Source organism: Curtobacterium sp. MCSS17_015 (assembly GCF_003234265.2).
GTDB lineage: Bacteria > Actinomycetota > Actinomycetes > Actinomycetales > Microbacteriaceae > Curtobacterium.
The window spans coordinates 785,522-808,658 of the sequence record NZ_CP126256.1; the positions used below are offsets into that span (position 1 = coordinate 785,522).

Here is a 23,137-nt window from a genome sequence, read left to right on the forward strand (position 1 = left end):
CGCCGTGGATACAGTGTGCGCATGGCTTGGGGAAAGAAGACGCATCCCGACCCCGTGGTCGAGGACTCGGTGCCGATCGGCATGCGCATCGCGGGCGCGTTCTCGTGGCGGGTGCTCGCCGTCGCGGGCGTGATCGCGCTCTTCGTCTGGCTGATGACGGTGTTCAGCGACATCCTCATCCCCTTCCTGATCGGCATCGTGATCTCCGCGCTGCTCGTGCCGGTCTCGAACTGGCTGCAACGCCACCACGTGCCGAAGTGGCTGGCCATCGTCCTCAGCCTGCTCGCGGGACTCGCCGCGGTGACGGGCCTGCTCTGGCTCGTCATCGACCAGATCATCGCGTCCTACCCCTCGCTCCGGGACCGCACCGTGTCCCAGTTCGCCAACGTCCGGGAGCTCGTGCTCACCTCCGGGTTCGGGATCTCACAGGCGGACGTAGACACCTGGATCAACGAGGCGACGAAGTGGGTGCAGGACAACACCGGGACGATCCTGTCCGGGGTCGCGAGCGCCGGGTCGAGCGCGACGCACGTGTTCGAGGCGCTCTTCATCATCCTGTTCACCACGATCTTCCTGCTCGTCGACGGCAAGAACGTCTGGCGCTGGACCGTGCGGCTCTTCCCGCGCAAGGCCCGGGCCACCGTGGACGGGGCGGGCGTCGCGGGCTGGATCACCCTGACGAGCTTCATCCGCGTGCAGATCTTCGTGGCGTTCGTCGACGCCGTCGGCATCGGACTCGGCGCGTTCATCGTCGGCCTGTTCTTCGGCGGCATGCCGCTCATCATCCCGATCGCCGCGATCGTGTTCCTCGGTGCGTTCATCCCCGTCGTCGGTGCCATCGTCACCGGCTTCCTGGCGGTCTTCGTCGCGCTGATCTTCAACGGTCCGCTCGCGGCGGTCCTGGTGCTCGCGGTCGTCCTGCTCGTCCAGCAGATCGAGGGGCACATCCTGCAGCCGCTCGTCATGGGCAACGCGGTCAAGGTGCACCCGCTCGCGGTCGTGCTCGGCGTGACCGCGGCCTCCGGGCTGGCCGGCATCGCCGGGGCGTTCTTCGCGGTCCCGCTGATCGCGACGCTCAACGCCATGGTGACGACGATCGCCAGCGGCCGGTGGCGCGGGCTCGACTCCGACCACGTGCTCGAGGCCACTCCGAAGCGTGGCCAGCACGGCCGGATCCAGCTCCTCCGACGGCGCCGTCACCAGGTCGGCGACGACGTGCCGGCACCGGGCAGCGATGCCGAGCCCGCGGCGGAGCCCGGTACCGCCAGCACCAACTGAGCGTCACGTGGCACCCGACCGCGCCGTGACCGACGATGATGGGACCGTGACCGACACGACTGCGCCCCCGATCCCGACGCTCGCCGACATCGAGGCCGCGCGCGAGACGATCGCCGGAGTCGCACGGGTCACCCCGATGGAGACGTCGAAGTTCCTCGAAGGGCTGCTCGGCTCGCCCGTGCACCTCAAGTGCGAGAACCTGCAGCGCACCGGTGCGTACAAGGTGCGCGGCGCCTACAACCGGCTGTCGACACTGTCCCCGGAGCAGCGGGAGGCCGGGGTCGTCGCCGCCAGCGCCGGCAACCACGCGCAGGGGGTCGCGTTCGCCGCACGCGAGCTCGGCATCCCCGCCACGATCTTCACCCCCGTCGGCGTCGCCCTGCCGAAGCTGCAGGCCACGCGCCGGTACGGGGCCGACGTCGTGCTCCGCGGGCACTCGGTGGAGGAGGCGCTCTCGGCCGCCAAGGACTTCGCCACCCGGACCGGAGCGGTCTTCATCCCGCCGTTCGACCACCCCGCGGTCATCGCCGGTCAGGGCACGCTCGGCCTCGAGATGCTCGACCAGGTGCCCGACGTCGACACCGTCGTCGTGCCGATCGGTGGTGGCGGCGTCATCTCCGGCATCGCGATCGCCGTGAAGGGGATGGCCGAGCGCCTCGGTCGGGACATCCGGGTGATCGGCGTGCAGGCCGAGAACGCCGCGGCCTACCCGTCATCGATCGAGGCGGGGGAGCCGGTGACGATCACGACGACGCCGACCATCGCGGACGGGATCGCCGTGGCCCGTCCGGGCGACATGAACTTCCCGATCATCCGCGACCTCGTCGACGACATCGTCACGGTCTCCGACGACGACGTCGCACGGGCCCTGCTCGTGCTCCTCGAGCGCGCGAAGCTCGTGGTGGAGGCTGCCGGGGCCGTCGGGGTCGCCGCCATCATGTCCGGCGCGGTGCACGACACCGGGCGGACCGTGGTGCTGCTGAGCGGCGGCAACATCGACCCGCTCATGATGGAGCGGATCATCACACGCGGCTTGGTCGCCGCGTCCCGGTACATCGGCATCCGCATCATGCTGCCGGACCGTCCCGGGCAGCTCGCCCGCGTCTCGCAGATCATCTCGGACGCCGGCGCGAACGTCGTCGAGGTCCTGCACACCCGTCACGGCCAGGGACTCGTCATCAGCGAGGTCGCACTCGACCTGTCGATCGAGGCGCGCGGCCCCGGCCACGCCGACGAGGTGATGGCCCGTCTGCAGGAGGCCGGCTTCCGTCCGGAGCAGCTCACGAACTGACCGGTCGCCGCTCGCCGGAGTGTCAGCGGCGCGCACGGATCGGCCGGCGGGGCGTCAGCGACCCGTGAGGAGCAGCGCCGACGGACGCCACGGGAGCGAGGCTCGTCGGCATGACCCTCACCGCGATCCTCCCGTCGCTCCGGGCGACGATCCCCGACCCGCTCGACGTGGCCGCCTGGCCCGTGCACACCGAGCCGACCTGCGACGACGTCCGGGTCAGCGCCGTGTCGATGTCACGTCTCGCCGACGTGGCGGGGACACCGTGCGTGCACACGGCCGAGGAGTCACCGCCTCGCTACCGTCCCCGTGACTGGGCACCGCGGGGGATGAGCGTCGCGGTCGCGGCGGTGACGGGCGTGCGCCGGACACCGACCGGGCTCGTGCTCGAACTCGACGCCGTGCTGCCCGACTGCGCGGTGCTGGACGAGGCACGGCTCATCGGACGCCGCACGACCGCGCCCCGGACGGCGGCCGTGGTCATGGCCCTCCCGGGTGTCGGAGCCGCGACCGAGGCGTACCCTGCCGCCGGAGACGCCGCCGTGCTCGTGGTGCCGGGCGACGTCGCGGTCGGGGACCTCGTGTGCTTCCCGTGCCGCCGAGCGCTCACGCACCGCGAGGTGGCGGCGGTCGTGACGGTCACCGGGGCGTCCCGGTGACCGTCGTCGGCGCGGTCCGGACCCGGGTCGTCGACGGACCGCACCGCTGGGGTCGGCTCGATGTCCGCCCGGTCGGCCGGACGATGTGGGCGACCCGCACGCTCGTGGTCTACCCGCCGGGCACCGACCGGCGCGAGCGCGCGCTGCTCCGGGCGGCGCATTCGTGGCCCCTCGCCGGACTGGTCCTCACCGGCGTCGTCACGGTGACGTGGACCGCTGCACCCGCGCTCGGGGCGGTGGTCGGCCTGGTCGGGTACGCGCTGGGGTTCCTCGTGCTGCGGTGGGCGACGCGTCGGGTGCGGTCACTCGTCCGGGCGCTCACCGTGACGACGTTCCACGGCAACGGCCGACCGAAGGTGCACGGTGACGCCCGACTGATGACCGTGGCCCTCGGCGCGCTGTCGTTCGGAGAGGACGAGCTCCGTGCGGGCAGGACCGACCCCGTGGGGTTCGAGGCGGTCTGGGCCGAGGTCTGGAACGCCCTGCCCGCACGCTGAGCGAGCGCTACGGCTCGTAGCGCTCGACCTTCGTCACCTCGACGGCGATCTCCTTGCCGTTCGGTGCGGTGTACGTCGTCTTCTCACCCGCGCGGAGGCCGACGATCGCGGCACCGACGGGGCTCACCGGGCTGTAGACGGTGAGGTCGGAGCCCTCGGCGACGATCTCGCGGTTGCCGACGAGGAAGGTCGAGGGGTCGCCCGCGATGGTGGCGGTGACGACCGTGCCCGGCTCGACGGTGCCGTCGAACTCGGCCTCGGTGACGGTGGCGTGCTTGAGGAGCTCGGTGAGGGAGCGGATGCGCGCCTCGATCTTGCCCTGCTCGTCCTTGGCGGCGTGGTAGCCACCGTTCTCCTTGAGGTCTCCCTCTTCACGGGCGGCCTCGATGCGGCTCGCGATCTCGATGCGGGCCGGGCCGGTGAGCTGCTCGAGCTCGGCGGTGAGACGGTCGAACGCCTCCTGGGTCAGCCAGGTGCCCTGCGTGTCGTTGCTCATGTCGTTTCCCTTCGGCCGGGACGGTCAGGACCGGTCACGGCGTGTGGCGCAAAAGAATCGAGACCGGCCGGCGGCCGGTCTCGAATCGTGATTCCGAGCAGTCTAGGGAACCCAGCACGAGTGGATCAAGCCGGTGACGGCACGCGTCGTGGTGTTCACCGGCGTCGAGATCGAGCGGCTGCGCTGGTCGTCCGCCGGGACCGTCACGACCCGCCAGCCGACGATCGTGTACGCCTTGTCGAGCGCCTGGACCGCGCACTCGACGCTCGTCCCGGGGTCGACCGCCAGCTGGGTGTGCACGACGACCTCGTGGTCCGACACCACCTCGTACCCGACGTCGTCGGTGTCGAGCCCGTGGTCGGTCTGCCCGGGGCCGGCCCAGATCACCCAGACGGCGAACACCACGGCGATCGCGACCGCGATGACGATCCCGAGCAGCTTCCCGCGACGGCGGGTGTCGGCGTTCCGACCGTAGCGGTCGTCGAGCGCTGCGCGGTCGTCGAGGCCTGCGCTGCCGGCTGCTGCTGGCCCTGCTGCTGGGGCGTGGTGCTGATCGGACAGTTCGGGGCTCCCGGGGTGATTATCCTGATCCCAGGGTAGTTCACGCTCGCCGTGCGCCACCCGCGACCCCAGGTCCGTGAGCAGTGGAGGAACGCTGTGCCCCATCGTCTGCTCGCCGTGCACGCCCACCCCGACGACGAGTCGAGCAAGGGCGCGGCCACGGCGGCGAAGTACGTGGCCGACGGCGCGCAGGTCCTCGTCGTCTCGTGCACCGGGGGCGAGGCCGGCGACATCCTCAACGAGCAGCTCCCCGACGCGGCGAAGGCCCGGGCGCACCGGGACATGGCCGGCTTCCGCCGCACCGAGATGGCCGCCGCGCAGGCAGCTCTCGGTATCGACCACGTCTGGCTCGGCTACCACGACTCCGGTCTGCCCGACGCCGAGAAGGGCGAGACGGTCCGACCCGGCACGTTCGCGACGGTCCCGCTGGAGTACAGCACCGCGGCGCTGGTCCGGGTGATCCGCCGCTTCCGTCCGCACGTCCTGGTCACGTACGACGAGAACGGCGGCTACCCGCACCCCGACCACATCCGGACGCACGAGGTCTCGGTCGCTGCGTGGCGCGACGCCGCCGACCCGGACGCGTACCCGGAGGCCGGTCCGGCGTGGTCCGTCTCGAAGCTGTACTACGAGCGCACGATGAACCCACGGCGCTTCTCCGCGTTCTACGACGCACTCCGCGCCCGTGACCCGGAGAGCCCGCTCATCGAGCAGCTCGGGGAGTGGGTGGCCCGGTTCGCGGACCGGCCGGACCTCGCCACGACCCACGTCGACGTGCACGAGTACTTCGACGCCCGGGACGCCGCGCTCCGCGCCCACGCGAGCCAGGTGCCGCCCGACAGTCCGTTCTTCTACTGGCCGAACGACCTGCTCGCCGAGGTCTGGCCGACCGAGGACTACCAGCTCGTCGAGGCCCGTGTGCCCACCGAGCTCCCCGAGTCCGACCTGTTCGCAGGGATCCCATCCGAAGAGGACGCGCACGCGTGAGCACCATCGCCGCGGTACTGGCCGCCACCCCCAGCCCCAGCCCGAGCGGCGTCCCCGACGTCGACGTCACTCCCGGGGTCGCCGGTTTCGTCGCCATCGCGGTCGTCGCGATCGTGACGATCCTGCTCGTGCTGGACATGACCCGCCGCATCCGCCGCACCCGCTACCGCGCCGAGGTGCGGGAGCGCCTCGAGGCCGAGGTGGCTGACGGCCGCTCCGACGGCGCCGCGACCGACGAGCCGACCCGGCGGGCGGCCGAGGACGGCCGCGCCGACGTCGGCGACGACACCGAGCGCGGCTGACGCGACGCACGACGGACGGGAGGCTCCCCAGCAGCTGGTGGGGAGCCTCCCGTCCGTCGTGTGGTGCGACGACCCCGGCGGGTCAGCGGACGGGGTCGAGCGCGATCACGAGGATGCCGGCCCACTGTGCGGCGAAGGCGACGACCGTGAGGGCGTGGAAGACCTCGTGGAAGCCGAAGAACGTCGGCGAGGGGTCCGGGCGCTTGAAGCCGTAGACGGCCGCGCCGAGGATGTACGCCACCCCGCCGGCGAGCACGAGCACGGTCATCGGCACGCTCGCCGCGAAGAGCTGCGGCAGGATGAGGAACGCCGCGCAGCCGAGCGCCAGGTACAACGGCACGTACAGCCACCGCGGCGCACCGATCCAGAAGACGCGGAAGGCGACACCGAGCAGCGCCCCGCTCCACATCACCCAGAGCACCACGACCATGAGCGTGTGCGGCAGTGCGCAGACGGCGACGGGCGTGTACGTGCCGGCGATGAGCAGGAAGATGTTCGTGTGGTCGATGCGCTTCAGCACGCGCTTGACGACGGGTCCCCAGGGGAACCGGTGGTAGGTCGCCGAGACGCCGAACATGACCATCGACGTCGTCATGAACACCGCACTCGCCGCCTTCGCCGCCGGGGTGGCCGCGAGCGAGATGAGCACGATCCCCATCGCGACGGCGAACGGGAACGTGCCGGCGTGGATCCAGCCCCGCCAGGCCGGACGGGGCGCGTCGGAGGTGGTCGTGGCCGCGGCGGTGGCCTCCTCCGTGAACGGGACGTGGGGGAGTGCTGGCGCGTCCTGGTCTGACTGCATGCCCTCGACGCTACGACCGGATCACGGAAGAGCGGCTGGGAGTCCTCCCGAGGGGTGCTTGCACTACAGTCGACGCGTGACGGGCAGGCTGGGATGGGCGGGGCGTGGGCTCCTCTACCGTGCGTACCAGAACCGCATCCGTCGCCAGATCGAGGGTGCGCAGAAGCCCAAGCACGTGGCGATGATCGTCGACGGGAACCGTCGGTGGGCCCGGCAGCTCGGGCTCGAGACGGCGGCGCACGGCCACCGGGCCGGCGCCGCGAAGATCCCCGAGTTCCTGTCCTGGTGCGAGGACCTCGACATCCAGGTCGTCACGCTCTACCTGCTGTCCGCCGACAACCTGAAGGGTCGTGGCGGCGAGGAGCTCGACCAGCTCGTCGGGATCATCGCCGACCTGGCCGAGCGGCTCTCGCACCACCGCACGTGGCGTGTCCAGCACGTCGGGTCGAACGACGGTCTGCCGTCGGAACTCGTCGCGGCGCTCGAGCGCGCCGAGGAGCGCACGGCGGACCACACCGGGCTGCACATCAACCTGGCGGTCGGGTACGGCGGTCGGCGCGAGATCGCGGACGCCATGCGGAGCATCGTCCGGTCGCACGGCGAGGGCGGCGGGACGCTCGACACCCTGGCCGAGGTGCTCACCCCCGAGCTCATCGGCGACCACCTGTACACGCAGGGCCAGCCGGACCCGGACCTCATGATCCGCACCTCGGGCGAGCAGCGGCTGTCGGACTTCCTGCTCTGGCAGAGCGCCCACAGCGAGTTCTACTTCGTCGAGGCGTTCTACCCGGACCTGCGCGAGGTCGACTTCCTCCGTGCGGTCCGCGACTTCGGCTTGCGGTCGCGGCGGTTCGGAGGCTGACCGGACCACGGTCTGAGTCCCCCCACAGGGAACGACCTCCGCTCGAGCCCGCCGGGCGTCGGCCTCCTGCTCCTGGCGTTCCGCGGACTGCATTCGACCGCATGGACGGGTCCCAGTAGGCTCACAGGGTTCTGCCCACTGGAAGGTGCACCCCGTGACCACGATCGACGAGTACGTCGCCGGCTTCGCCGAGGAGCCCGGCTACCTCGACCACGCCGCGTTCGGCCCCGTGCAGACGGCCGTCCTCGAGGAGCAGCGCGTCCTCGGCCACATCCAGGAGCACATGCGCTTCGGGGCGATGGAGACGCTCGACGAGCAGGACGCCCGGGTGCGCGCCGTGGCCGCCCGGCTCGTCCGTCGTCGCGCCGACCAGGTCGTCTCCCAGCCGGCCACGACGCCCGGCCTGCTGCACACCGCGTTCGGCCTGACGGGTGGGGTCCTCGTCGCCGCGGACGAGTACCCGTCGCTGCCACTCGCGCTCGCGAGCGCCGCCTCGGCGACCGGCGGCCGGGTGCAGCCCGTCGTCATCGAGTCGGGTGCCGGCTGGCTCACGCCCGAGCTGATCCGCGAGCGGCTCTCCGACGACGTCACCGCGGTCGCCCTGTCGCTGGTCGACTGGCGGACCGGGTACCTCGCCGACCTCGCCGCGATCCGGGAGGTCATCGGCGACCGCCTGCTCATCGTCGACGCCATCCAGGGCTTCGGCGTCGTCGACGCCCCGTACGAGGTGGCGGACGTCGTCGCCACCGGCGGCCAGAAGTGGCTGCACGCCGGGTGGGGCACCGGCTTCGTGTCGTTCAGCGACCGGGCCCTCGAACGGATCCGACCGGCCCTCTCCGGCCCGCACGGCACCACCGGCTGGCCCACCGACGTGCCGAGCGTCCGCTCCGGTGCCGCGGCCTTCACCATGTCGCGGATCGACCCCGTCTCCCAGGCCCGCCTCGCCGTGTCCCTCGAACGGCTCACCGCCGTCGGCGTCGGCACCGTGCAGGAGCGCGTCGCCGACCGGGTCGACCGGGTCATCGAGATCGCGGACGAGTTCGGGCTGCCCGTGGAGTCCAGCCGCGACCCCCGGGAGCGCGCCGGCATCGTCGTGCTCCGACCCGCGCAGGGCCGACTCACGGCGCTCAGCGCGGCGCTGCACAACCACGGTGTCACCGCGACCGCCCGCCTCGGCGAGGTGCGGGTGTCCGTGTTCGCGTCCACCACGGACGAGACGCTCGGCATGTTCCGCGACGCCTGCGTCTCGTACGCCACGACGGGCTGACGCCGCCCGCTGGCACCGCCGTCCCGCCGATCGGTCACGTCGCCCCGTCAGCCGAGTTATGTCGCGGCGCTGACGGGAGGCACGTGCCGGTGCCGCCCCGCGCCTCCCGGACGTTCAGCCGGGCGACACACGACCGTAACCGCCGGATCAGGCGTGTCGCTGGTGCCCTGCGCGCCGTCGTCGTAGCTTGGCGACATCGGGCAACGCGCCCGGTCGGAGCGGCCACGGTCGGTGCTCCGGGACCGCTCCTGTGGCCGCGTCGAAGGACATGACCGGGCCGAGCGCGGCCCGGGGATGGAGTGGTCGTGACCTCTCAGAACGTCTCTCGCGGAACGTCGTCCACCTCGCCGCAGCCCACCGCTGCGCGCAGCCGGGCCGCGGACTCGTCCACGCCGGTCGCCCAGCGCACGTACGTGCTGGACACGTCGGTGCTGCTCAGCGATCCGCGTGCCCTGTTCCGGTTCGACGAGCACGCGGTGGTCCTGCCCGTCGTGGTCGTCAGCGAACTCGAGTCGAAGCGCAACGACCCGGAGATCGGGTACTTCGCCCGGCAGGCGCTGCGGATCCTCGACGAGCTGCGCATCGAACACGAGCGCCTCGACTTCCCGGTCTCGGTCGGTGACGGTGGCTCCCTGCGCGTCGAGCTGAACCACTCCAACCAGTCGGTCCTGCCCTCCGGGCTCCAGCTCGGCGACAACGACTCACGCATCCTCGCGGTCGCCTCCAACCTGGCGAACGACGGCCTCGACGTGGTCGTCGTCTCGAAGGACCTGCCGCTCCGGGTGAAGGCGGCGTCCATCGGCCTCGCCGCCGAGGAGTACCGCGCCGAACTCGCCGTCGACACCGGCTACACGGGCATCACGACCCTGCAGGTGTCCGGTGACCAGGTCGCGGCCCTCTACGAGACCGAGGAGATCCGCACCGCCGAACTCGACGGGGTCCCCGTCAACACCGGCGTCGTCATCCACTCCGAGCGCGGCTCGGCCCTCGGTCGGGTGCACTCGGCGGGCGCCGTGTCGCTCGTCCGTGGCGACCGCGAGGTCTTCGGGCTCCGCGGGCGTTCCGCCGAGCAGCGCCTGGCGATCGACGCGCTGCTCAACCCGGAGATCGGCATCGTCTCGCTCGGCGGCAGCGCCGGCACCGGCAAGTCGGCGCTCGCCCTGTGTGCCGGACTCGAGGCCGTCCTGGAACGTCAGCAGCACAAGAAGATCATGGTGTTCCGGCCGCTCTACGCCGTCGGCGGGCAGGAGCTCGGGTTCCTGCCGGGCGACGCCTCCGAGAAGATGAACCCCTGGGCACAGGCCGTCTTCGACACCCTCGGGGCGCTCGTCTCCGACAACGTGCTCGACGAGGTCGTCGAACGCGGCATGCTCGAGGTCCTGCCGCTCACACACATCCGCGGCCGGTCGCTGCACGACGCGTTCGTCATCGTCGACGAGGCGCAGTCCCTGGAACGCAACGTCCTGCTCACCATGCTGTCCCGGATCGGGCAGAACTCGCGCGTGGTGCTCACCCACGACGTCGCGCAGCGGGACAACCTGCGGGTCGGCCGACACGACGGGGTCGCGTCGGTGATCGAGCGTCTCAAGGGGCACCCGCTGTTCGCGCACGTCACACTGACGCGGTCGGAGCGCTCTGCCATCGCGGCGCTCGTGACGGAGATGCTCGACTCGCCGGACCTGGCGTAGCGGCGGCCGACCCGCGGACGGGAGGCGCGGTGCGGACCGGCACCGGGCCTCCCGTCCGACGCCGGGAACCCGGCGGGTCAGGCGGGACGGGTCATGCTGAGCACGTCGAGGGCGCTGTCGAGCTGCTCCTCGGAGACCTCACCTCGCTCGACGAAGCCGAGGGCGACGACCGCCTCGCGGACCGTGATCCCCTCGGCGACCGCGTGCTTCGCGACCTTCGCCGCCGACTCGTACCCGATGACGCGGTTGAGCGGCGTGACGATCGACGGCGACGACTCGGCGAAGGCCCGCGCACGCTCGAGGTCGGCCTGCAGTCCGTCGATCGTCTTGTCGGCGAGGACGCGCGAGCTGTTCGCGAGCAGGCGGATGGACTCGAGCAGGGCCGTGCCCATCACGGGGATCGCGACGTTGAGCTCGAACGCACCCGAGGCGCCGGCCCACGAGACCGTGGCGTCGTTGCCGATCACCCGGGCGGCGACCATGAGCGTTGCCTCGGGGATGACCGGGTTGACCTTGCCTGGCATGATCGACGACCCGGGCTGCAGGTCGGGGATGTGCAGTTCGCCGAGGCCCGTGTTCGGACCGGAGCCCATCCAACGCAGGTCGTTGTTGATCTTCGTCAGGCTGACCGCGATGACCTTGAGGGCACCGGACGCCTCGACGAGCGCATCGCGTGCGCCCTGCGCTTCGAAGTGGTCGAGGGCCTCGGTGATCGGCAGACCGGTGTCGTCGGCCAGCTGGGCGATCACCTGCTGCGGGAACCCCTTCGGCGTGTTGATGCCGGTGCCGACCGCGGTGCCGCCGAGCGGGACCTCGGCGACGCGGGGGAGGGTGGCGTTGACGCGCTCGATGCCCAGGCGGACCTGCCGCGCGTATCCGCCGAACTCCTGCCCCAGGGTGACGGGCGTCGCGTCCATGAGGTGGGTGCGCCCGGACTTCACGGCGCCGGCCCACTCGGACGCTTTGCGTTCGAGGGACTCGGCCAGGTGCTCGAGCGACGGCACGAGCGACCGGATGAGGGCGTCCGTGACCGCGACGTGCACCGAGGTCGGGAAGACGTCGTTGGACGACTGCGAGGCGTTGACGTGGTCGTTCGGGTGCACCTCGGTGCCCGCGACCCGGGAGGCCAGGGTCGCCAGGACCTCGTTCATGTTCATGTTCGACGAGGTGCCGCTGCCGGTCTGGTAGACGTCGACGGGGAAGTGGTCGTGGTGCTCGCCGCCGATCACGGTGTCCGCAGCGGTCGCGATCGCCCGGGCCACGGTGTCGTCGAGGATGCCGAGGCGGCCGTTCACGAGCGCCGCAGCGCGCTTGATGCGGGCGAGGGCCACGATCTGCGCCGACTCGAGGCCCGTGCCCGAGATCGGGAAGTTCTCCACCGCCCGCTGCGTCTGCGCACGGTAGAGCGCCGACGCGGGGACCCGCACCTCGCCCATCGTGTCGTGCTCGATGCGGAACTCGCCGTCGGCGGGGGTGGTGGTGTCGGTCACGTCGTCGTGGTCCTTCCTCGTGGTGCTCGCACCGGGTCGCGGTCGCGGGCGGTGTCGGTGTCCGTCCGGCGGCTCGTCGCTGCCGGGGCGGTGTCGTCGTCGGAGCGTGGTCCGCTCCCGTGGCGTCCGCCTGCGCTGCTCGGCGCGGGCCGGGGCCGTGCGGGTCAGGCCTGTCCGACGACGGTGTCGATCGTGACCTCGCCCGTGGTGAGGTCGTAGGTCGCGCCGACCACGGCCAACCTACCCTCCGCGATGGCGTCGGACACGGCGCCGGAGCGGTCGAGGATCGCCTTCAGGCTGGACTCCAGGTGCGCCGCCCCGATGGACTCCTGCGGGAGGTCGGGGTCGGTCGCCCGGACGCGCTCGACGCTCGGCGCGATCGCGTCGACGAGGACCTGGAGGTGCGGGGCCGGCACGGGCTCGCCGGACCGGGCCGCGGCGACCGCTCCGCACTTGGTGTGCCGGAGCACGACGACCAGGGGGGTCCCGAGGGCGACGACGGCGAACTCGATCGATCCGAGCACGACCTCGTCCACGATCTGACCGGCGTTCCGGATGGCGAAGACGTCGCCGATGCCCGCGTCGAACACGTGCTCGAACGGCACGCGGGAGTCGGAGCACCCGAGGACGGTGGCGAACGGCGACTGCGAGCCCTGCAGCTCGGAGCGGCGTTCGGGGTCGATCCGCCCGGTGCGACGCTTGTCGGCGGCGAAACGTGCGTTGCCGTCGACGAGGAGTCGGAGGGCGTCGGCGGGGGTGGAGGCGGCGCGGTCGGTCATCGTGTGTCGTTCCTCGGGCGTTCGGGTTCTCGGGGGTCGGTGTGTCGTCGGTCGTGTCGCTGGCATCGGTCCGGTGCTGCTCGTCGACGAGTGCGGGCCGGTCGGAGGCCTAGTCGCGCAGCTGCTTGCCCACCGCGGTGGCGACGGTGCGGAAGGAGCGGTCGTCGGCGGTCCCGGCGAGGACCACGGTGTCACTGCCCGAGGTCGTCACGAGGGCGTAGGCGTTGTTGCCGGCGTCCCGGCCCTCGTCACGACGGTCGTACACGGTCCACTCCGTGCCGTCGATCGTGCGGGAGCCGGTCGCCGGCTGCTGGTCGAGCTGGTCGGCGATCCACGTGTCGTTCGCGTCGATGCCCTGGTGCATCCCGATGTACTGCGAGTCCGGCGTCAGCAGGCCGATCGTCCAGACCGCGACGCCGCGAGCGGAGCCGGACTGGTAGTCGGCGTGGTTCGAGGTGTAGCCGGACGGCAGCGTCGGGACCACGAGCGTCGCACCGGAGACGTCCGCCTGCTCGGCGACCGGGCGGTAGTCCACCGCCCGGTCGATCGACTGGTCGGGGCGGACGACGACCGCGACGAGGAAGAGCACGATGCCGAGCGAGGCGATGAGCGCCAGGACGAGGTTGAACGCCGTCTGGTGCTCCCGTCGGGCACGCCGCGCGGTGTCCTTCCGCGCCCAGGTCTCCTCAGGGGTCTCGGGGCGCCCGAGTTCGGCGACGATCGGACGGCCGGTGTCCGGGTCGGTCATCGGGCACCGCCGAGCGTCGAGTCGTCAGCGGACCCGGTCGCAGCCCGGTCGTCCGTCGCGGCACGTGCAGCGTCGAGGCGTGCACGTGCTCCCATCAGCCACTCCTCGCAGCGCGCCGCCAGCGCCTCACCGCGTTCCCACAACCCGAGGGAGCGCTCGAGGGTCGCCGACCCCTGCTCGAGCTCGGAGACGACACGGACGAGTTCGTCGCGAGCCGCTTCGTAGCTCAGCGAGCGGACGTCGGGTTGCTCGGACTGCTGCTCGGAAGACACGGTCCGATCCTACCGAGCCGACACCGACGATTCCGCTGCCGACCAGCGGCTGTGGAGGACCGCACAGCCGGGGACGGGACGTGCCTGCGGAGGTCTCGCCGGGCCTCCCGGGTCAGACAGCGTCGTCCCCCACGCCGTCGGCACCCGAACCGTCGGGGCCGGGGCCGTCCGCTTCGAGCGTGCCGACCGCGGTCCCCGCACCCAGCGTCACGTGCACGGCGGTCGCGCCGTCGAGCTCGTCGGCTCCGCGGACCACCGCCCCGTCGCCCGTCTGGACGATCGCGTACCCGCGGCGGAGTGTGTCACGCGGTGACAGCGCCCGGAGGCGCCCGGTCAGGTGACCGATGTCGGAGTGGGACCGTTCGATCCGACGGTCGAGGAGCTCGCGGGCGCGGGAGAGGTCCCGCGCGACTTCCTCCGCGCGCGTGTCCACCAGCCAGGCCGTCGAGGCGAGCGCCGGACGGGACCGCAGTGCTGCGATCCGGTCCGCCTCGACCGAGAGGGTGTGCGAGAGACGCAGGCCGAGTCGGGCCCTGGCCTGCCGGACGTTCGCGAGTTCCTCGGCCACGTCGGGGACGACCCGCTTCGCCGCGTCGGTCGGGGTGGAGGCGCGCAGGTCGGCGACCTCGTCGAGGATCGGCCGGTCGGCTTCGTGACCGATGGCGGACACCAGCGGGGTCACGGCCGCCGCCGCCGCCCGCACCAGCCCTTCGTCGCTGAAGCCGAGCAGGTTCTGGAAGTCGCCGCCGCCGCGGGCGACGATGATGACGTCGACCTCGGGGTCCGCGTCGAGCTCCTGGATGGCGGCCGTCACCTCGGCCACGGCGCGGTCACCCTGCACCGCCGTGTGCACCGTCCGGAACTCGACCTGCGGCCACCGGAGTTGCGCGTTCCGCTTGACGTCCTTCTCGGCGTCGGAGTCCTTGCCGGTGATGAGCCCGATGCGGTGCGGCAGGAACGGCAGGCGCTTCTTGCGGGACGGGTCGAACAGCCCTTCCTCCGCCAGGGCCCGTCGCAGCCGTTCGAGCCGCTCGAGCAGGTCGCCGAGCCCGACGTGCTTCATCTCGACGACCTGCATGGTGAGCGAGCCGCCCTTGACCCAGTAGTTCGGCTTGACGGCGGCGACCACCCGGTCGCCCTGCTTGAGGTCGGTCGGCACCCGGGAGCGCACGCTCGACCAGATGGAGAACGACACGGTCGCGTCGACGTCGACGTCCTTGAGCTTGCCGTAGACGTTGCCACCGGCGACGTTCCACTGCGTGATCTCGCCCTCGACCCAGGCGACGCCGAGCCGGTCGATCCAGTCGCGGAGCTTCGCGCCGAGCAGCGCGACGGGCCACGGGTCCTCCGCCGTGGGCGGCCCCTGTTCGATCGCCATCGTGCCCCTCTCTGTCGTCCGGTCCATGCTGCCGGACACCGGGGACATCCCGGCCGTCCGGGCGCCCTCCACAGGCTCGTCCACGCCCAGCCGGCGCGGGTCCCGCTCACCTATCATCGGGGACGTGACGATCACCAACGGCCACTCGGTCCCGCTCGCCCCGCCGCGGGTCCCCGCAGCGCGCGGACGACTGCGTGACCTCCCGGTCAGCGGGACCAAGCGGGTCCTGCTCGCGGCCCCGCGCGGCTACTGCGCCGGCGTCGACCGGGCCGTCGTCGCGGTCGAGAAGGCGCTCGAGCAGTACGGCGAACCCGTGTACGTCCGCAAGCAGATCGTCCACAACGTCCACGTGGTGTCCACCCTCGAGCAGCGCGGCGCCGTGTTCGTCGACGACGTGGCCGAGGTGCCCCGAGGGTCGCACGTCGTCTTCAGCGCGCACGGCGTCTCCCCGGCCGTGGTGGCCGGAGCGGCCGAGCGCGACCTGCACGCCATCGACGCCACCTGCCCCCTCGTGACGAAGGTCCATCGCGAAGCCACACGCTTCGCGAAGGCCGAGCGCACGATCATCCTCATCGGTCACGCCGGCCACGAAGAGGTCGAGGGCACCATGGGGCACGCTCCGGAGCGCACGATCCTGGTGAACGGACCGGCCGACGTCGCCGCGCTCGACGTCCCGGACCCCGACAACCTGGTCTGGCTGTCGCAGACCACGCTCAGTGTCGACGAGACGATGGAGACGGTGCGGCTGCTGCGTGAGAAGTACCCGTCCATCGAGAACCCGCCGTCGGACGACATCTGCTACGCCACGCAGAACCGGCAGGTCGCGGTGAAGAAGGTCGCGCCGGCGGCGGACCTCGTCATCGTGGTCGGGTCCGCGAACTCGTCGAACAGCGTCCGGCTCGTCGACGTTGCACTCGAGTACGGCGCCAAGGACGCGCACCGTGTCGACTACGCCGAGGAGATCCGCCAGGAGTGGCTCGACGGCGTCGAGACCGTGGGGGTGACGAGCGGCGCCTCCGTTCCGGAGCTCCTGGTCACCGAGGTGCTCGAACAGCTCGCCGACGCCGGCTACGGCACGGTCGAGGAAGTCGTCACCGCGCACGAGGACCTCATGTTCTCCCTCCCGCGCGAGCTCCGAACCGACGCCGACGGCAAGCCGACGCGTCCGCTCGGTGGGCGAAGCCGATGAGCGCGACGGACGGACGCCCGACCGGGTGGGACGGCGTCCCGCCGCGCGGCACGACGGCCGTGGACGCTCAGGAGGCCCGGATCACCTCCGACTCCGCGGTCGCCGCCACGCAGACCACGGGAGCCGCCCCGGCTGGGCGACCGGCTCCGCAGTACGGCGAGTACGCACCCGAGGGATGGGTGAACCCGGTCCTCCTCGAACAGGAACGTCAGGAACGCGAGGACCGTGAGCGCGCTGCTGCGTCGGCCGCTCCCGGGACGGCCGGCGGGTCGGGTCGTTCCGCGGTCCGGACGCGTGCTGCCGCGACGGCCGACCGCGAGCCGACCACCGGGGACGCCTCGTCGGTCCGACGGCTCGGCGCCTCCCCGGTCGATGTGCTCCTGACCTTCGTGCTCCTCGGGATGGGGCTCGTGAGTGTCGTCCAGTCACTCTCGATCGGGTCCGTCGCCTCCACGGTCCGCGAGCAGCTCGAGACGACCTACACCGCCCTGCAGGACCCGGGAGCCCTCAACGGTGCGGCGATGATCAGCTCCGTCGTGATGCTCGTGGTCTTCGCGCTCGTGTTCTGGTGGTCCGTCGTCCGGCTCCGCGCAGGCCGGAGGAGCTTCTGGGTGCCGTTGCTCGGGGGAGCGGTGGCGACCCTGCTCAGCGCGGTGGTCTTCGCTGCCGTGGTCCTGCAGGACGACGGGCTCGTCGCGGCGATGATGCGGCAGGCCGCCGGCGGCTGAGGCCACCGGAAGCCCGGCGGCTCGGCGGCCAGGGCCGCCGAGGTGCCGTCAGCCGAGGGCGGCCGCTCCGACGTCAGGCGAGGAACGCGGCGACCGCACCGTGCAGGTCGGCCAGGTCGTCGACGTGCACGAGTTCCCGGACCGAGTGCATCGACAGCAGACCGACGCCGATGTCGATCGTCGGGATGCCGAGCCGCGTCGCCGCGATCGGTCCGATCGTCGAGCCGCCCGGGATCGTGTTCACGTTGACGAACGGCTGGAACGCCACGCCCGCGGCCTCGCATGCCGCCGCGAACACGGCGGTGCCCTTCGCCTCGGTCATGTACCGCTGGTTCGCGCTGATCTTCAGGAGCGGGCCACCACCCGGGCGCGGACGGTTCGTCGGGTCGTGCTTCTCCGAGTAGTTCGGGTGCACCAGGTGTCCCGCGTCGCTCGAGAGCAGCCACGACGACCGGAACGCCCGGGCGGCCTCGGACCGGTTCGCCCCGAGGCCCTCCTGCACGCGGGCGAGGACGTCCTCGAGGAACGGCCCGCCGGCACCGGAGGGCGAGGAGGACCCGATCTCCTCGTGGTCGAAGGCCGCGAACACCGGGATGTGGTCGCCGTCGCCCGGCGCCTCGACGATCCCGCGGAGTCCGGCGTGCACGCTCGTCAGGTTGTCCATCCGACCGGACGCCAGGAACGCCCGGTCGATGCCGACCCGCGACGGGGCTTGCGAGTCGGCGAGGAAGAGGTCCCACGCCACGGCCGTCTCCCCGAGCCGGGAGCGCAGCCACGCCTCGACGTCGGTGCCACCGGTGGTGCCGTCCGTGCCGACGATCGGCAGCGTGTGGCGCTGCTTGTCGATGCCGGGGCCGTCGTTGGCGCCACGGTCGAGGTGGATCGCGAGGTTCGGGATCCGCGCGACGGCGTCGACGGTGTCGAACAGGCTCGTGGTGCCGTCGGTGTGGACGACCCGCCCGGCGATGCGGAGGTCGCGGTCGAACCACGTCGACAGGACCGGACCGCCGTAGACCTCGACGTTGAGCTGTTCCCAGCCGCCGGCGCGGACGGTCGGGTTCGGCTTGATGCGGAACCCGGGGGAGTCCGTGTGCGCGCCGAGGATGCGGAACGGCGTCGTCGCCGTGGCGCCCCCGGGAAGACGCCAGGCGATGACCGCCCCGTCGCGGACGACGACGTACGCGCCCGGTCCGGTCGGCCACGCCTCGGTCTCGGCAAGTTCGGTGAACCCGGCCGCCACCAGGCGGTCGCGGGCGACCGCGGCGGCGTGGAACGCCGTCGGGGACTCCGTGACGAAGTGGGCGAACTCGCTGGCGATGGCGTCGACGGTCATCCGTCCATCGTGGCACGGCGGCAGTGGGCGGACGCGGTGGAGGCCGCCGGACGCAGAACGGGGCGCGTCCGTCGGACGCGCCCCGTTCCTCCGGCCGGGCCGGATCCGTGTCGTCAGCTCTGGGACTGGCCAGCCGAGCCGAGGACCTTCGTCGCTTCGACGACGCGAGCGGCCATCGCCGTCTCGGCGACCTTGCCCCAGGCGCGCGGGTCGTACTGCTTCTTGTTGCCGACCTCGCCGTCGATCTTGAGGACGCCCTCGTAGTTGGAGAACATCGACCCGGCGATCGAGCGGGTGAACGCGTACTGCGTGTCGGTGTCGATGTTCATCTTGATGACGCCGTTGCGCACGGCCTCGTGGATCTCGTCGTCGGTCGAGCCCGAGCCGCCGTGGAAGACGAGGTCGAGCGGGTTCTGACCGGTGCCGTGCTTCTGAGCGATGGCGTCCTGGATCTCGCCCAGGAGCTCGGGGCGGAGCTTGACGTTGCCCGGCTTGTAGACGCCGTGCACGTTGCCGAAGGTCAGCGCGGCGATCCAGCGGCCCTGGTCACCCATGCCGAGCGCTTCGACGACACGTTCGACATCGCCCGAGGTGGTGTACAGCGCGTCGTTCGTGCCCTCGTGCTGCACGCCGTCCTCTTCGCCGCCGACGACACCGATCTCGACCTCGAGGATCGCGTTGATGTTCCGCGTCTTCTCGATCATCGTCTTGGCGATCTCGATGTTCTCGTCGAGGGGGACCGCCGAGCCGTCCCACATGTGCGACTGGAAGATCGGGTTCCGGCCCGCGCGGACCTCTTCCTCGCTCGCCGCGATGAGCGGGAGCACGAAGCCGTCGAGGGCGTCCTTCGGGCAGTGGTCCGTGTGCAGTGCGACGGTGATCGGGTAGTTCTTCGCGACCTCGTGCGCGAAGGCCGCCATCGCGAGCGCGCCGGCTGCACGGTTCTTGACGGTGTGCCCGGCGAAGTAGTCGGCGCCGCCGGTGGTGACCTGGATGATGCCGTCGGAGCCCGCTTCGGTCAGGCCCTGGAGGACCGCGTTGATGGTCTGGGAGGACGAGACGTTGACCGCGGGGTAGGCGAACTTCCCGGCCTTCGCGCGGTCGATCATCTCGGCGTACTGGTCCGGCGTTGCGATGGGCACTGGGATCTCCTTCGACTTCTTCGGTGATGTCGGAACCGATGCTAGTCAGGGCCGGTTGGTGGGCGGTGGATGTGACCGGGACCTGTGGAGGGGCGCGGCGTGCACATCCGTGCGCGCAGGAAAGTCGGGAGGGTGGTGGTCGGTAGGCTCGGGTCGTGACTCCCACGACTGAGACCGGCTCCCTGTTCCTCCAGCCCGACCGCAACCTGGCGCTCGAGCTCGTGCGTGCGACGGAGGCCGCCGCGATCCGCGCCCAGCCGTGGGTCGGCCGGGGCGAGAAGAACCTCGCCGACGGTGCCGCCGTCGACGCGATGCGCAAGTTCCTCGGCACCGTCAACTTCGACGGCGTCGTCGTCATCGGGGAGGGCGAGAAGGACAACGCCCCGATGCTCTACAACGGCGAGCACGTCGGCAACGGCCACGGACCGGCCTGCGACATCGCGGTCGACCCGATCGACGGCACCTCGCTGACCGCCGCCGGCCGCCAGAACGCCATCTCCGTCATGGCCGTCTCCGACCGCGGCTCGATGTACGACCCGTCGGCCGTGTTCTACATGGACAAGATCGCCGCCGGGCCCGAGGGTCGCGGTGTGCTCGACCTCGAGAAGCCGATCGGCGAGAACATCCGGGCGCTCGCGAAGGCGAAGGGCAAGGACCTCGAGGACATGGTCGTCGCCGTGCTCGACCGCCCCCGCCACGACGAACTCATCCGGCAGATCCGTGCAACGGGTGCCGGCACGCGGCTGCTGCTCGACGGTGACGTCGCCGGTGGCATCGCCGCCGCACTGCCCGGCTCGAACATCGACATGTGCGTCGGTGTCGGCGGGACCCCCGAGGGCATCATCACGGCGTGCGCGATCAAGGCGCTCGATGGTGTGATCCTGGGCAAGCTGCAGCCCAAGGACGACGAGGAGCGCGAGCGCGCCATCGCGGCCGGTCACGACCTCGACAAGGTGCTCGACCAGGACGACCTCGTCACGGGGGACAACACGTTCTTCGTTGCGACCGGCGTCACCGACGGTGTCCTCGTCGACGGCGTCCGTCGTTCGCGCGGTGTCATCCACACCGACTCGCTCGTGCTGCGCTCCCGCTCGAACACGATCCGTCGCATCCAGGCGGACCACCGCGCCGAGAAGTGGTTCTGATCCGCTGACCCGCCGCGCGGCCCAGCGTCCCCCCCCGGGGATCGCGCCCCCGCCTGGACAACGCGTCCCGACGGGGCGCGTTCCCTGTCGGGGCGCGACCGGCCGCCCGGCGCGACCGCCGCGCGACCGGCCGCCCGGCGCGACCGGCCGCCCCGCGACGCCCAGAGATGCTCCAGCGGCGCTCAGTCGCGCTCGGTGCTCGCGACCAGCTCCGGCGCCGTGAGCAACCGCGGCTCGTCCTCGATCGACGTCGGGTCCGCGATGACCTTCGACTCGTCGAGGAGCGACAGCCGCCGGGCGCTCGGCAGCACCTGCCGCTCGAGCGACCCGACGAACCGGTTGTAGTCGACGACGGCGCCGCGGATCGACCGGCCGAGCTTGTCCACGTGCCCGGCCATCGTCGACAGCCGCCCGTGGAGCTCACGCGAGACGCGGAAGAGCTCACGGGCCTCCTGCGTGACGACGTCCTGCTGCCACGAGAACGCCACGGTCTTCAGTACGGACCACAGCGTCACGGGTGAGGCCAGGGCCACCCGCTTGCGGAACGCGTGGTCGAGCAGACCCGGGTCGGCGGCCAGGGCGCTCGCGATGAGGGACTCCGACGGGATGAACGCCACGGTGAGCTCGGGGGACGCGTCGTAGCCCGACCAGTACTCCCGGGCCGCGAGGGCGTCGACGTGTGCCCGGAGCGCCTTGACGTGCTGCGCCATGAGCTGCTCGCGGCGTGCGCCCTCCGCCCCGGTCGCCGACGCCGGGATGTCCATCGCCTGCAGGTACGCGGCGAACGGCACCTTGGCGTCGACGGCGATGCTCTTGCCTCCGGGCAGGTGCACGATCATGTCCGGGCGGGCCGCCCCCGCCGTGGTGGTCACCGACGACTGCACGTCGAAGTCGACCCGCTCGAGCAGGCCGGCGGCCTCGACCACGTTCCGCAACTGCGTCTCGCCCCACACCCCGCGCGTGCTGTTCGACGACAGCGCGCTCGCGAGGGTCTCGGCCGTGGCGCGGAGGCGTTCCTCGGACTCGGCGGCCGACCGGAGTTGCGCTGACAGCGCTCCGTACTGCTCGCTCCGGGAGCGCTCGAGCTCGGCGATCTTCTCCCGCATGACCTGCAGCGTGTCGGCCACCGGACTGAGCGCGGACAGCACCTTCGACTCGTCCTGCGCGCGGTTCGACTCGGCGCCGTGCATGCGCTGCACGAGGTGCTCCAGCTCGGCAGCCCGGCGCTCCAGGGAGTCGACCTGCCGGCGGTACTGCGTGTCCTGCGCGTCGAGCCGCTCCTCGGCGTCACGCCGGGCTGCGTCGAGCTGGGAGCGGAGGCCGTCCGCCGTCGCGTTCGCGGTGGCGGCGTCCACGCCGGCCCGGGACCGGGCGAGTGACCACGCGACCACGGCGCCGACGGCGATGCCGATCACGAGACCGATGACCAGGGCGAGGATCTGCATGACGCGACCCTGGCAGGTCCCACCGACACCGGGCCTCCCGGCCGGCGGCGAGCCGTGCGACGCACCGGTCGGGCCCGCCGGACCGGCGGTCAGTCCGAGAAGACCATGGGGCGGCGGGACAGCCGGGGCTGCGGCGTGGTGGCCTTCGGCTTCTCGGCACGGGCCCGGACCGGGTTGATCGTGACCCGGGTCACGGCGCCGAGCGCCTCCACCGTCGGGACGCCGTGGAACCCGGCCGCGTGCACGACGATGGCGGCGCAGGCCTCGGCGTCGGCGGCCGCGTCGTGGTGCTGGAAGCCGGAGAAGCCGGCTGCCGTCGCGGCGACCGGCAGGCGGTAGGAGTCGAGCGTGTAGGTCTTGCGGGCGACCGCCAGCGAGCACATCGAGTGGTGCTCGGCGATGTCGATCCCCGTCGCCGCGCACCCGCCGGCGATCACGCCCATGTCGAAGCGGGCGTTGTGGGCGACGAGCACGTCCCCCTCGGCGAACGCGACGAGGTCCGGGTACTGCTGCTCCCACGTCTTGGCGTGGGTCACGTCCGACTCGACGATGCCGTGGATCCGCGTGTTCCACTCGAGGAACGCGCCGTGCCCGGCGGGCGGACGGATGAACCAGGAGGCCCGTTCCACGACGCGGCCGCCGCGCACCTTGACGAGACCCACGGAACACGCGCTGGCGGGCGAGTTGTTCGCGGTCTCGAAGTCGATCGCGGTGAAGTTCAACACGTCATCGATCGTCGCACGGAGATACGACATCACCGGAATCGGGCGCGGCGTGGTGCCGGCGGCGGGAGCCCCCGCT

At 71.8% G+C, this 23,137-nt stretch carries 23 protein-coding genes and 1 pseudogene; 12 read left to right on the forward strand and 12 right to left on the reverse strand.

Translation table 11 applies throughout. The features are described 5' to 3' along the window. Nucleotides 1–21: 21 nt before the first annotated feature. The 4 genes from DEJ18_RS03685 (at nucleotide 22) to DEJ18_RS03700 (ending at nucleotide 3,722) form a co-directional block, all read left to right on the forward strand. Nucleotides 22–1,278, forward strand: a complete 1,257-nt coding sequence (locus DEJ18_RS03685) for an AI-2E family transporter (RefSeq protein ID WP_258376839.1) — start codon at nucleotides 22–24, stop codon at nucleotides 1,276–1,278. 46 nt (nucleotides 1,279–1,324) lie between these two features. Beyond that, on the forward strand, nucleotides 1,325–2,569 hold the full coding sequence (ilvA, locus tag DEJ18_RS03690) for a threonine ammonia-lyase (protein WP_111209724.1): 1,245 nt from the start codon (nucleotides 1,325–1,327) through the stop codon (nucleotides 2,567–2,569). 110 nt (nucleotides 2,570–2,679) lie between these two features. Then, the gene (locus DEJ18_RS03695; protein ID WP_111209595.1) at nucleotides 2,680–3,225 is read left to right on the forward strand and encodes a hypothetical protein; all 546 of its coding nucleotides are present in this window, start codon (nucleotides 2,680–2,682) and stop codon (nucleotides 3,223–3,225) included. Further along, nucleotides 3,222–3,722: a SoxR reducing system RseC family protein gene (locus DEJ18_RS03700; RefSeq protein WP_111209596.1), complete on the forward strand. Its 501-nt coding sequence runs from the start codon at nucleotides 3,222–3,224 to the stop codon at nucleotides 3,720–3,722. Before DEJ18_RS03695 ends, DEJ18_RS03700 begins: the two co-directional genes overlap by 4 nt. A 7-nt stretch (nucleotides 3,723–3,729) precedes the next feature. Here the strand turns inward: DEJ18_RS03700 and greA are convergent, their stop codons facing one another. Together greA and DEJ18_RS03710 are read right to left on the reverse strand one after the other, a co-directional pair. After that, the gene (greA, locus tag DEJ18_RS03705) at nucleotides 3,730–4,218 is read right to left on the reverse strand and encodes a transcription elongation factor GreA (protein ID WP_111209597.1); all 489 of its coding nucleotides are present in this window, start codon (nucleotides 4,216–4,218) and stop codon (nucleotides 3,730–3,732) included. A gap of 102 nt (nucleotides 4,219–4,320) precedes the next feature. Then, nucleotides 4,321–4,839 carry a DUF4307 domain-containing protein gene (locus tag DEJ18_RS03710; protein ID WP_181431187.1) on the reverse strand — a complete coding sequence of 173 codons (519 nt, stop codon included), beginning with the start codon at nucleotides 4,837–4,839 and terminating at the stop codon, nucleotides 4,321–4,323. Nucleotides 4,840–4,875: 36 nt separating this feature from the next. Here DEJ18_RS03710 and mca point away from each other — a divergent pair, with 36 nt between their 5' ends. Together mca and DEJ18_RS03720 are read left to right on the forward strand one after the other, a co-directional pair. Continuing rightward, nucleotides 4,876–5,766: a mycothiol conjugate amidase Mca gene (mca, locus tag DEJ18_RS03715; RefSeq protein WP_111082065.1), complete on the forward strand. Its 891-nt coding sequence runs from the start codon at nucleotides 4,876–4,878 to the stop codon at nucleotides 5,764–5,766. Then, a complete protein-coding gene (locus DEJ18_RS03720; protein ID WP_111082039.1) occupies nucleotides 5,763–6,068 on the forward strand; it encodes a hypothetical protein in 306 nt (101 codons plus the stop codon). The genes mca and DEJ18_RS03720 overlap by 4 nt, the downstream gene beginning before the upstream one ends. A gap of 82 nt (nucleotides 6,069–6,150) precedes the next feature. Here the strand turns inward: DEJ18_RS03720 and trhA are convergent, their stop codons facing one another. Next, a complete protein-coding gene (gene trhA, locus DEJ18_RS03725) occupies nucleotides 6,151–6,870 on the reverse strand; it encodes a PAQR family membrane homeostasis protein TrhA (protein WP_111209598.1) in 720 nt (239 codons plus the stop codon). A gap of 76 nt (nucleotides 6,871–6,946) precedes the next feature. Here trhA and DEJ18_RS03730 point away from each other — a divergent pair, with 76 nt between their 5' ends. From DEJ18_RS03730 to phoH2, 3 genes are all read left to right on the forward strand, one after another. Further along, the gene (locus DEJ18_RS03730) at nucleotides 6,947–7,732 is read left to right on the forward strand and encodes an isoprenyl transferase (RefSeq protein ID WP_258376840.1); all 786 of its coding nucleotides are present in this window, start codon (nucleotides 6,947–6,949) and stop codon (nucleotides 7,730–7,732) included. A 154-nt stretch (nucleotides 7,733–7,886) separates the two neighbouring features. After that, a complete protein-coding gene (locus DEJ18_RS03735) occupies nucleotides 7,887–8,999 on the forward strand; it encodes an aminotransferase class V-fold PLP-dependent enzyme (protein WP_111209600.1) in 1,113 nt (370 codons plus the stop codon). Between the two features lie 299 nt (nucleotides 9,000–9,298). Then, entirely contained in the window at nucleotides 9,299–10,687 is a 1,389-nt protein-coding gene (gene phoH2 / locus DEJ18_RS03740; RefSeq protein ID WP_502866254.1) for an RNA 5'-3' helicase PhoH2, read from the forward strand. A gap of 77 nt (nucleotides 10,688–10,764) precedes the next feature. Here phoH2 and DEJ18_RS03745 read toward each other — a convergent pair whose 3' ends face one another. The 5 genes and pseudogenes from DEJ18_RS03745 to xseA all read right to left on the reverse strand — a co-directional run. Continuing rightward, nucleotides 10,765–12,177, reverse strand: coding sequence for a class II fumarate hydratase (locus DEJ18_RS03745; RefSeq protein ID WP_111082043.1), 1,413 nt, complete (start codon nucleotides 12,175–12,177; stop codon nucleotides 10,765–10,767). A 164-nt stretch (nucleotides 12,178–12,341) separates the two neighbouring features. Next, complete coding sequence (locus DEJ18_RS03750; protein WP_111082044.1) at nucleotides 12,342–12,956, reverse strand: carbonic anhydrase; 615 nt, start codon at nucleotides 12,954–12,956, stop codon at nucleotides 12,342–12,344. 109 nt (nucleotides 12,957–13,065) lie between these two features. Next, nucleotides 13,066–13,704, reverse strand: a complete 639-nt coding sequence (locus DEJ18_RS03755; RefSeq protein WP_111209602.1) for a DUF4245 domain-containing protein — start codon at nucleotides 13,702–13,704, stop codon at nucleotides 13,066–13,068. Next, nucleotides 13,701–13,976 (reverse strand): exodeoxyribonuclease VII small subunit, encoded by a 276-nt coding sequence (locus tag DEJ18_RS03760; RefSeq protein WP_111082046.1) that lies wholly within the window; start codon nucleotides 13,974–13,976, stop codon nucleotides 13,701–13,703. The genes DEJ18_RS03755 and DEJ18_RS03760 overlap by 4 nt, the downstream gene beginning before the upstream one ends. A gap of 90 nt (nucleotides 13,977–14,066) precedes the next feature. Beyond that, a pseudogene (xseA, locus tag DEJ18_RS03765) lies at nucleotides 14,067–15,354 on the reverse strand (exodeoxyribonuclease VII large subunit); the annotation flags it as partial. Between the two features lie 124 nt (nucleotides 15,355–15,478). Here xseA and DEJ18_RS03770 point away from each other — a divergent pair. Both DEJ18_RS03770 and DEJ18_RS03775 read left to right on the forward strand, forming a co-directional pair. Next, complete coding sequence (locus tag DEJ18_RS03770) at nucleotides 15,479–16,543, forward strand: 4-hydroxy-3-methylbut-2-enyl diphosphate reductase (protein ID WP_111209603.1); 1,065 nt, start codon at nucleotides 15,479–15,481, stop codon at nucleotides 16,541–16,543. Next, nucleotides 16,540–17,271 carry a DUF6264 family protein gene (locus tag DEJ18_RS03775; RefSeq protein WP_111209604.1) on the forward strand — a complete coding sequence of 244 codons (732 nt, stop codon included), beginning with the start codon at nucleotides 16,540–16,542 and terminating at the stop codon, nucleotides 17,269–17,271. Before DEJ18_RS03770 ends, DEJ18_RS03775 begins: the two co-directional genes overlap by 4 nt. Before the next feature lie 73 nt (nucleotides 17,272–17,344). On the opposite strand, the gene DEJ18_RS03780 is transcribed toward DEJ18_RS03775, so the two are convergent. Both DEJ18_RS03780 and fbaA read right to left on the reverse strand, forming a co-directional pair. Then, entirely contained in the window at nucleotides 17,345–18,604 is a 1,260-nt protein-coding gene (locus DEJ18_RS03780) for a M18 family aminopeptidase (RefSeq protein ID WP_111209605.1), read from the reverse strand. Between the two features lie 113 nt (nucleotides 18,605–18,717). Then, nucleotides 18,718–19,746 carry a class II fructose-bisphosphate aldolase gene (gene fbaA, locus DEJ18_RS03785; protein ID WP_111082050.1) on the reverse strand — a complete coding sequence of 343 codons (1,029 nt, stop codon included), beginning with the start codon at nucleotides 19,744–19,746 and terminating at the stop codon, nucleotides 18,718–18,720. A gap of 155 nt (nucleotides 19,747–19,901) precedes the next feature. Here fbaA and glpX point away from each other — a divergent pair, with 155 nt between their 5' ends. Further along, on the forward strand, nucleotides 19,902–20,891 hold the full coding sequence (glpX, locus tag DEJ18_RS03790; RefSeq protein WP_111051233.1) for a class II fructose-bisphosphatase: 990 nt from the start codon (nucleotides 19,902–19,904) through the stop codon (nucleotides 20,889–20,891). A gap of 182 nt (nucleotides 20,892–21,073) precedes the next feature. Here the strand turns inward: glpX and DEJ18_RS03795 are convergent, their stop codons facing one another. Continuing rightward, complete coding sequence (locus DEJ18_RS03795) at nucleotides 21,074–22,336, reverse strand: DNA recombination protein RmuC (RefSeq protein ID WP_111209606.1); 1,263 nt, start codon at nucleotides 22,334–22,336, stop codon at nucleotides 21,074–21,076. A gap of 89 nt (nucleotides 22,337–22,425) precedes the next feature. Further along, complete coding sequence (locus DEJ18_RS03800; protein WP_111209607.1) at nucleotides 22,426–23,091, reverse strand: exonuclease domain-containing protein; 666 nt, start codon at nucleotides 23,089–23,091, stop codon at nucleotides 22,426–22,428. Between the last annotated feature and the right edge of the window lie 46 nt (nucleotides 23,092–23,137).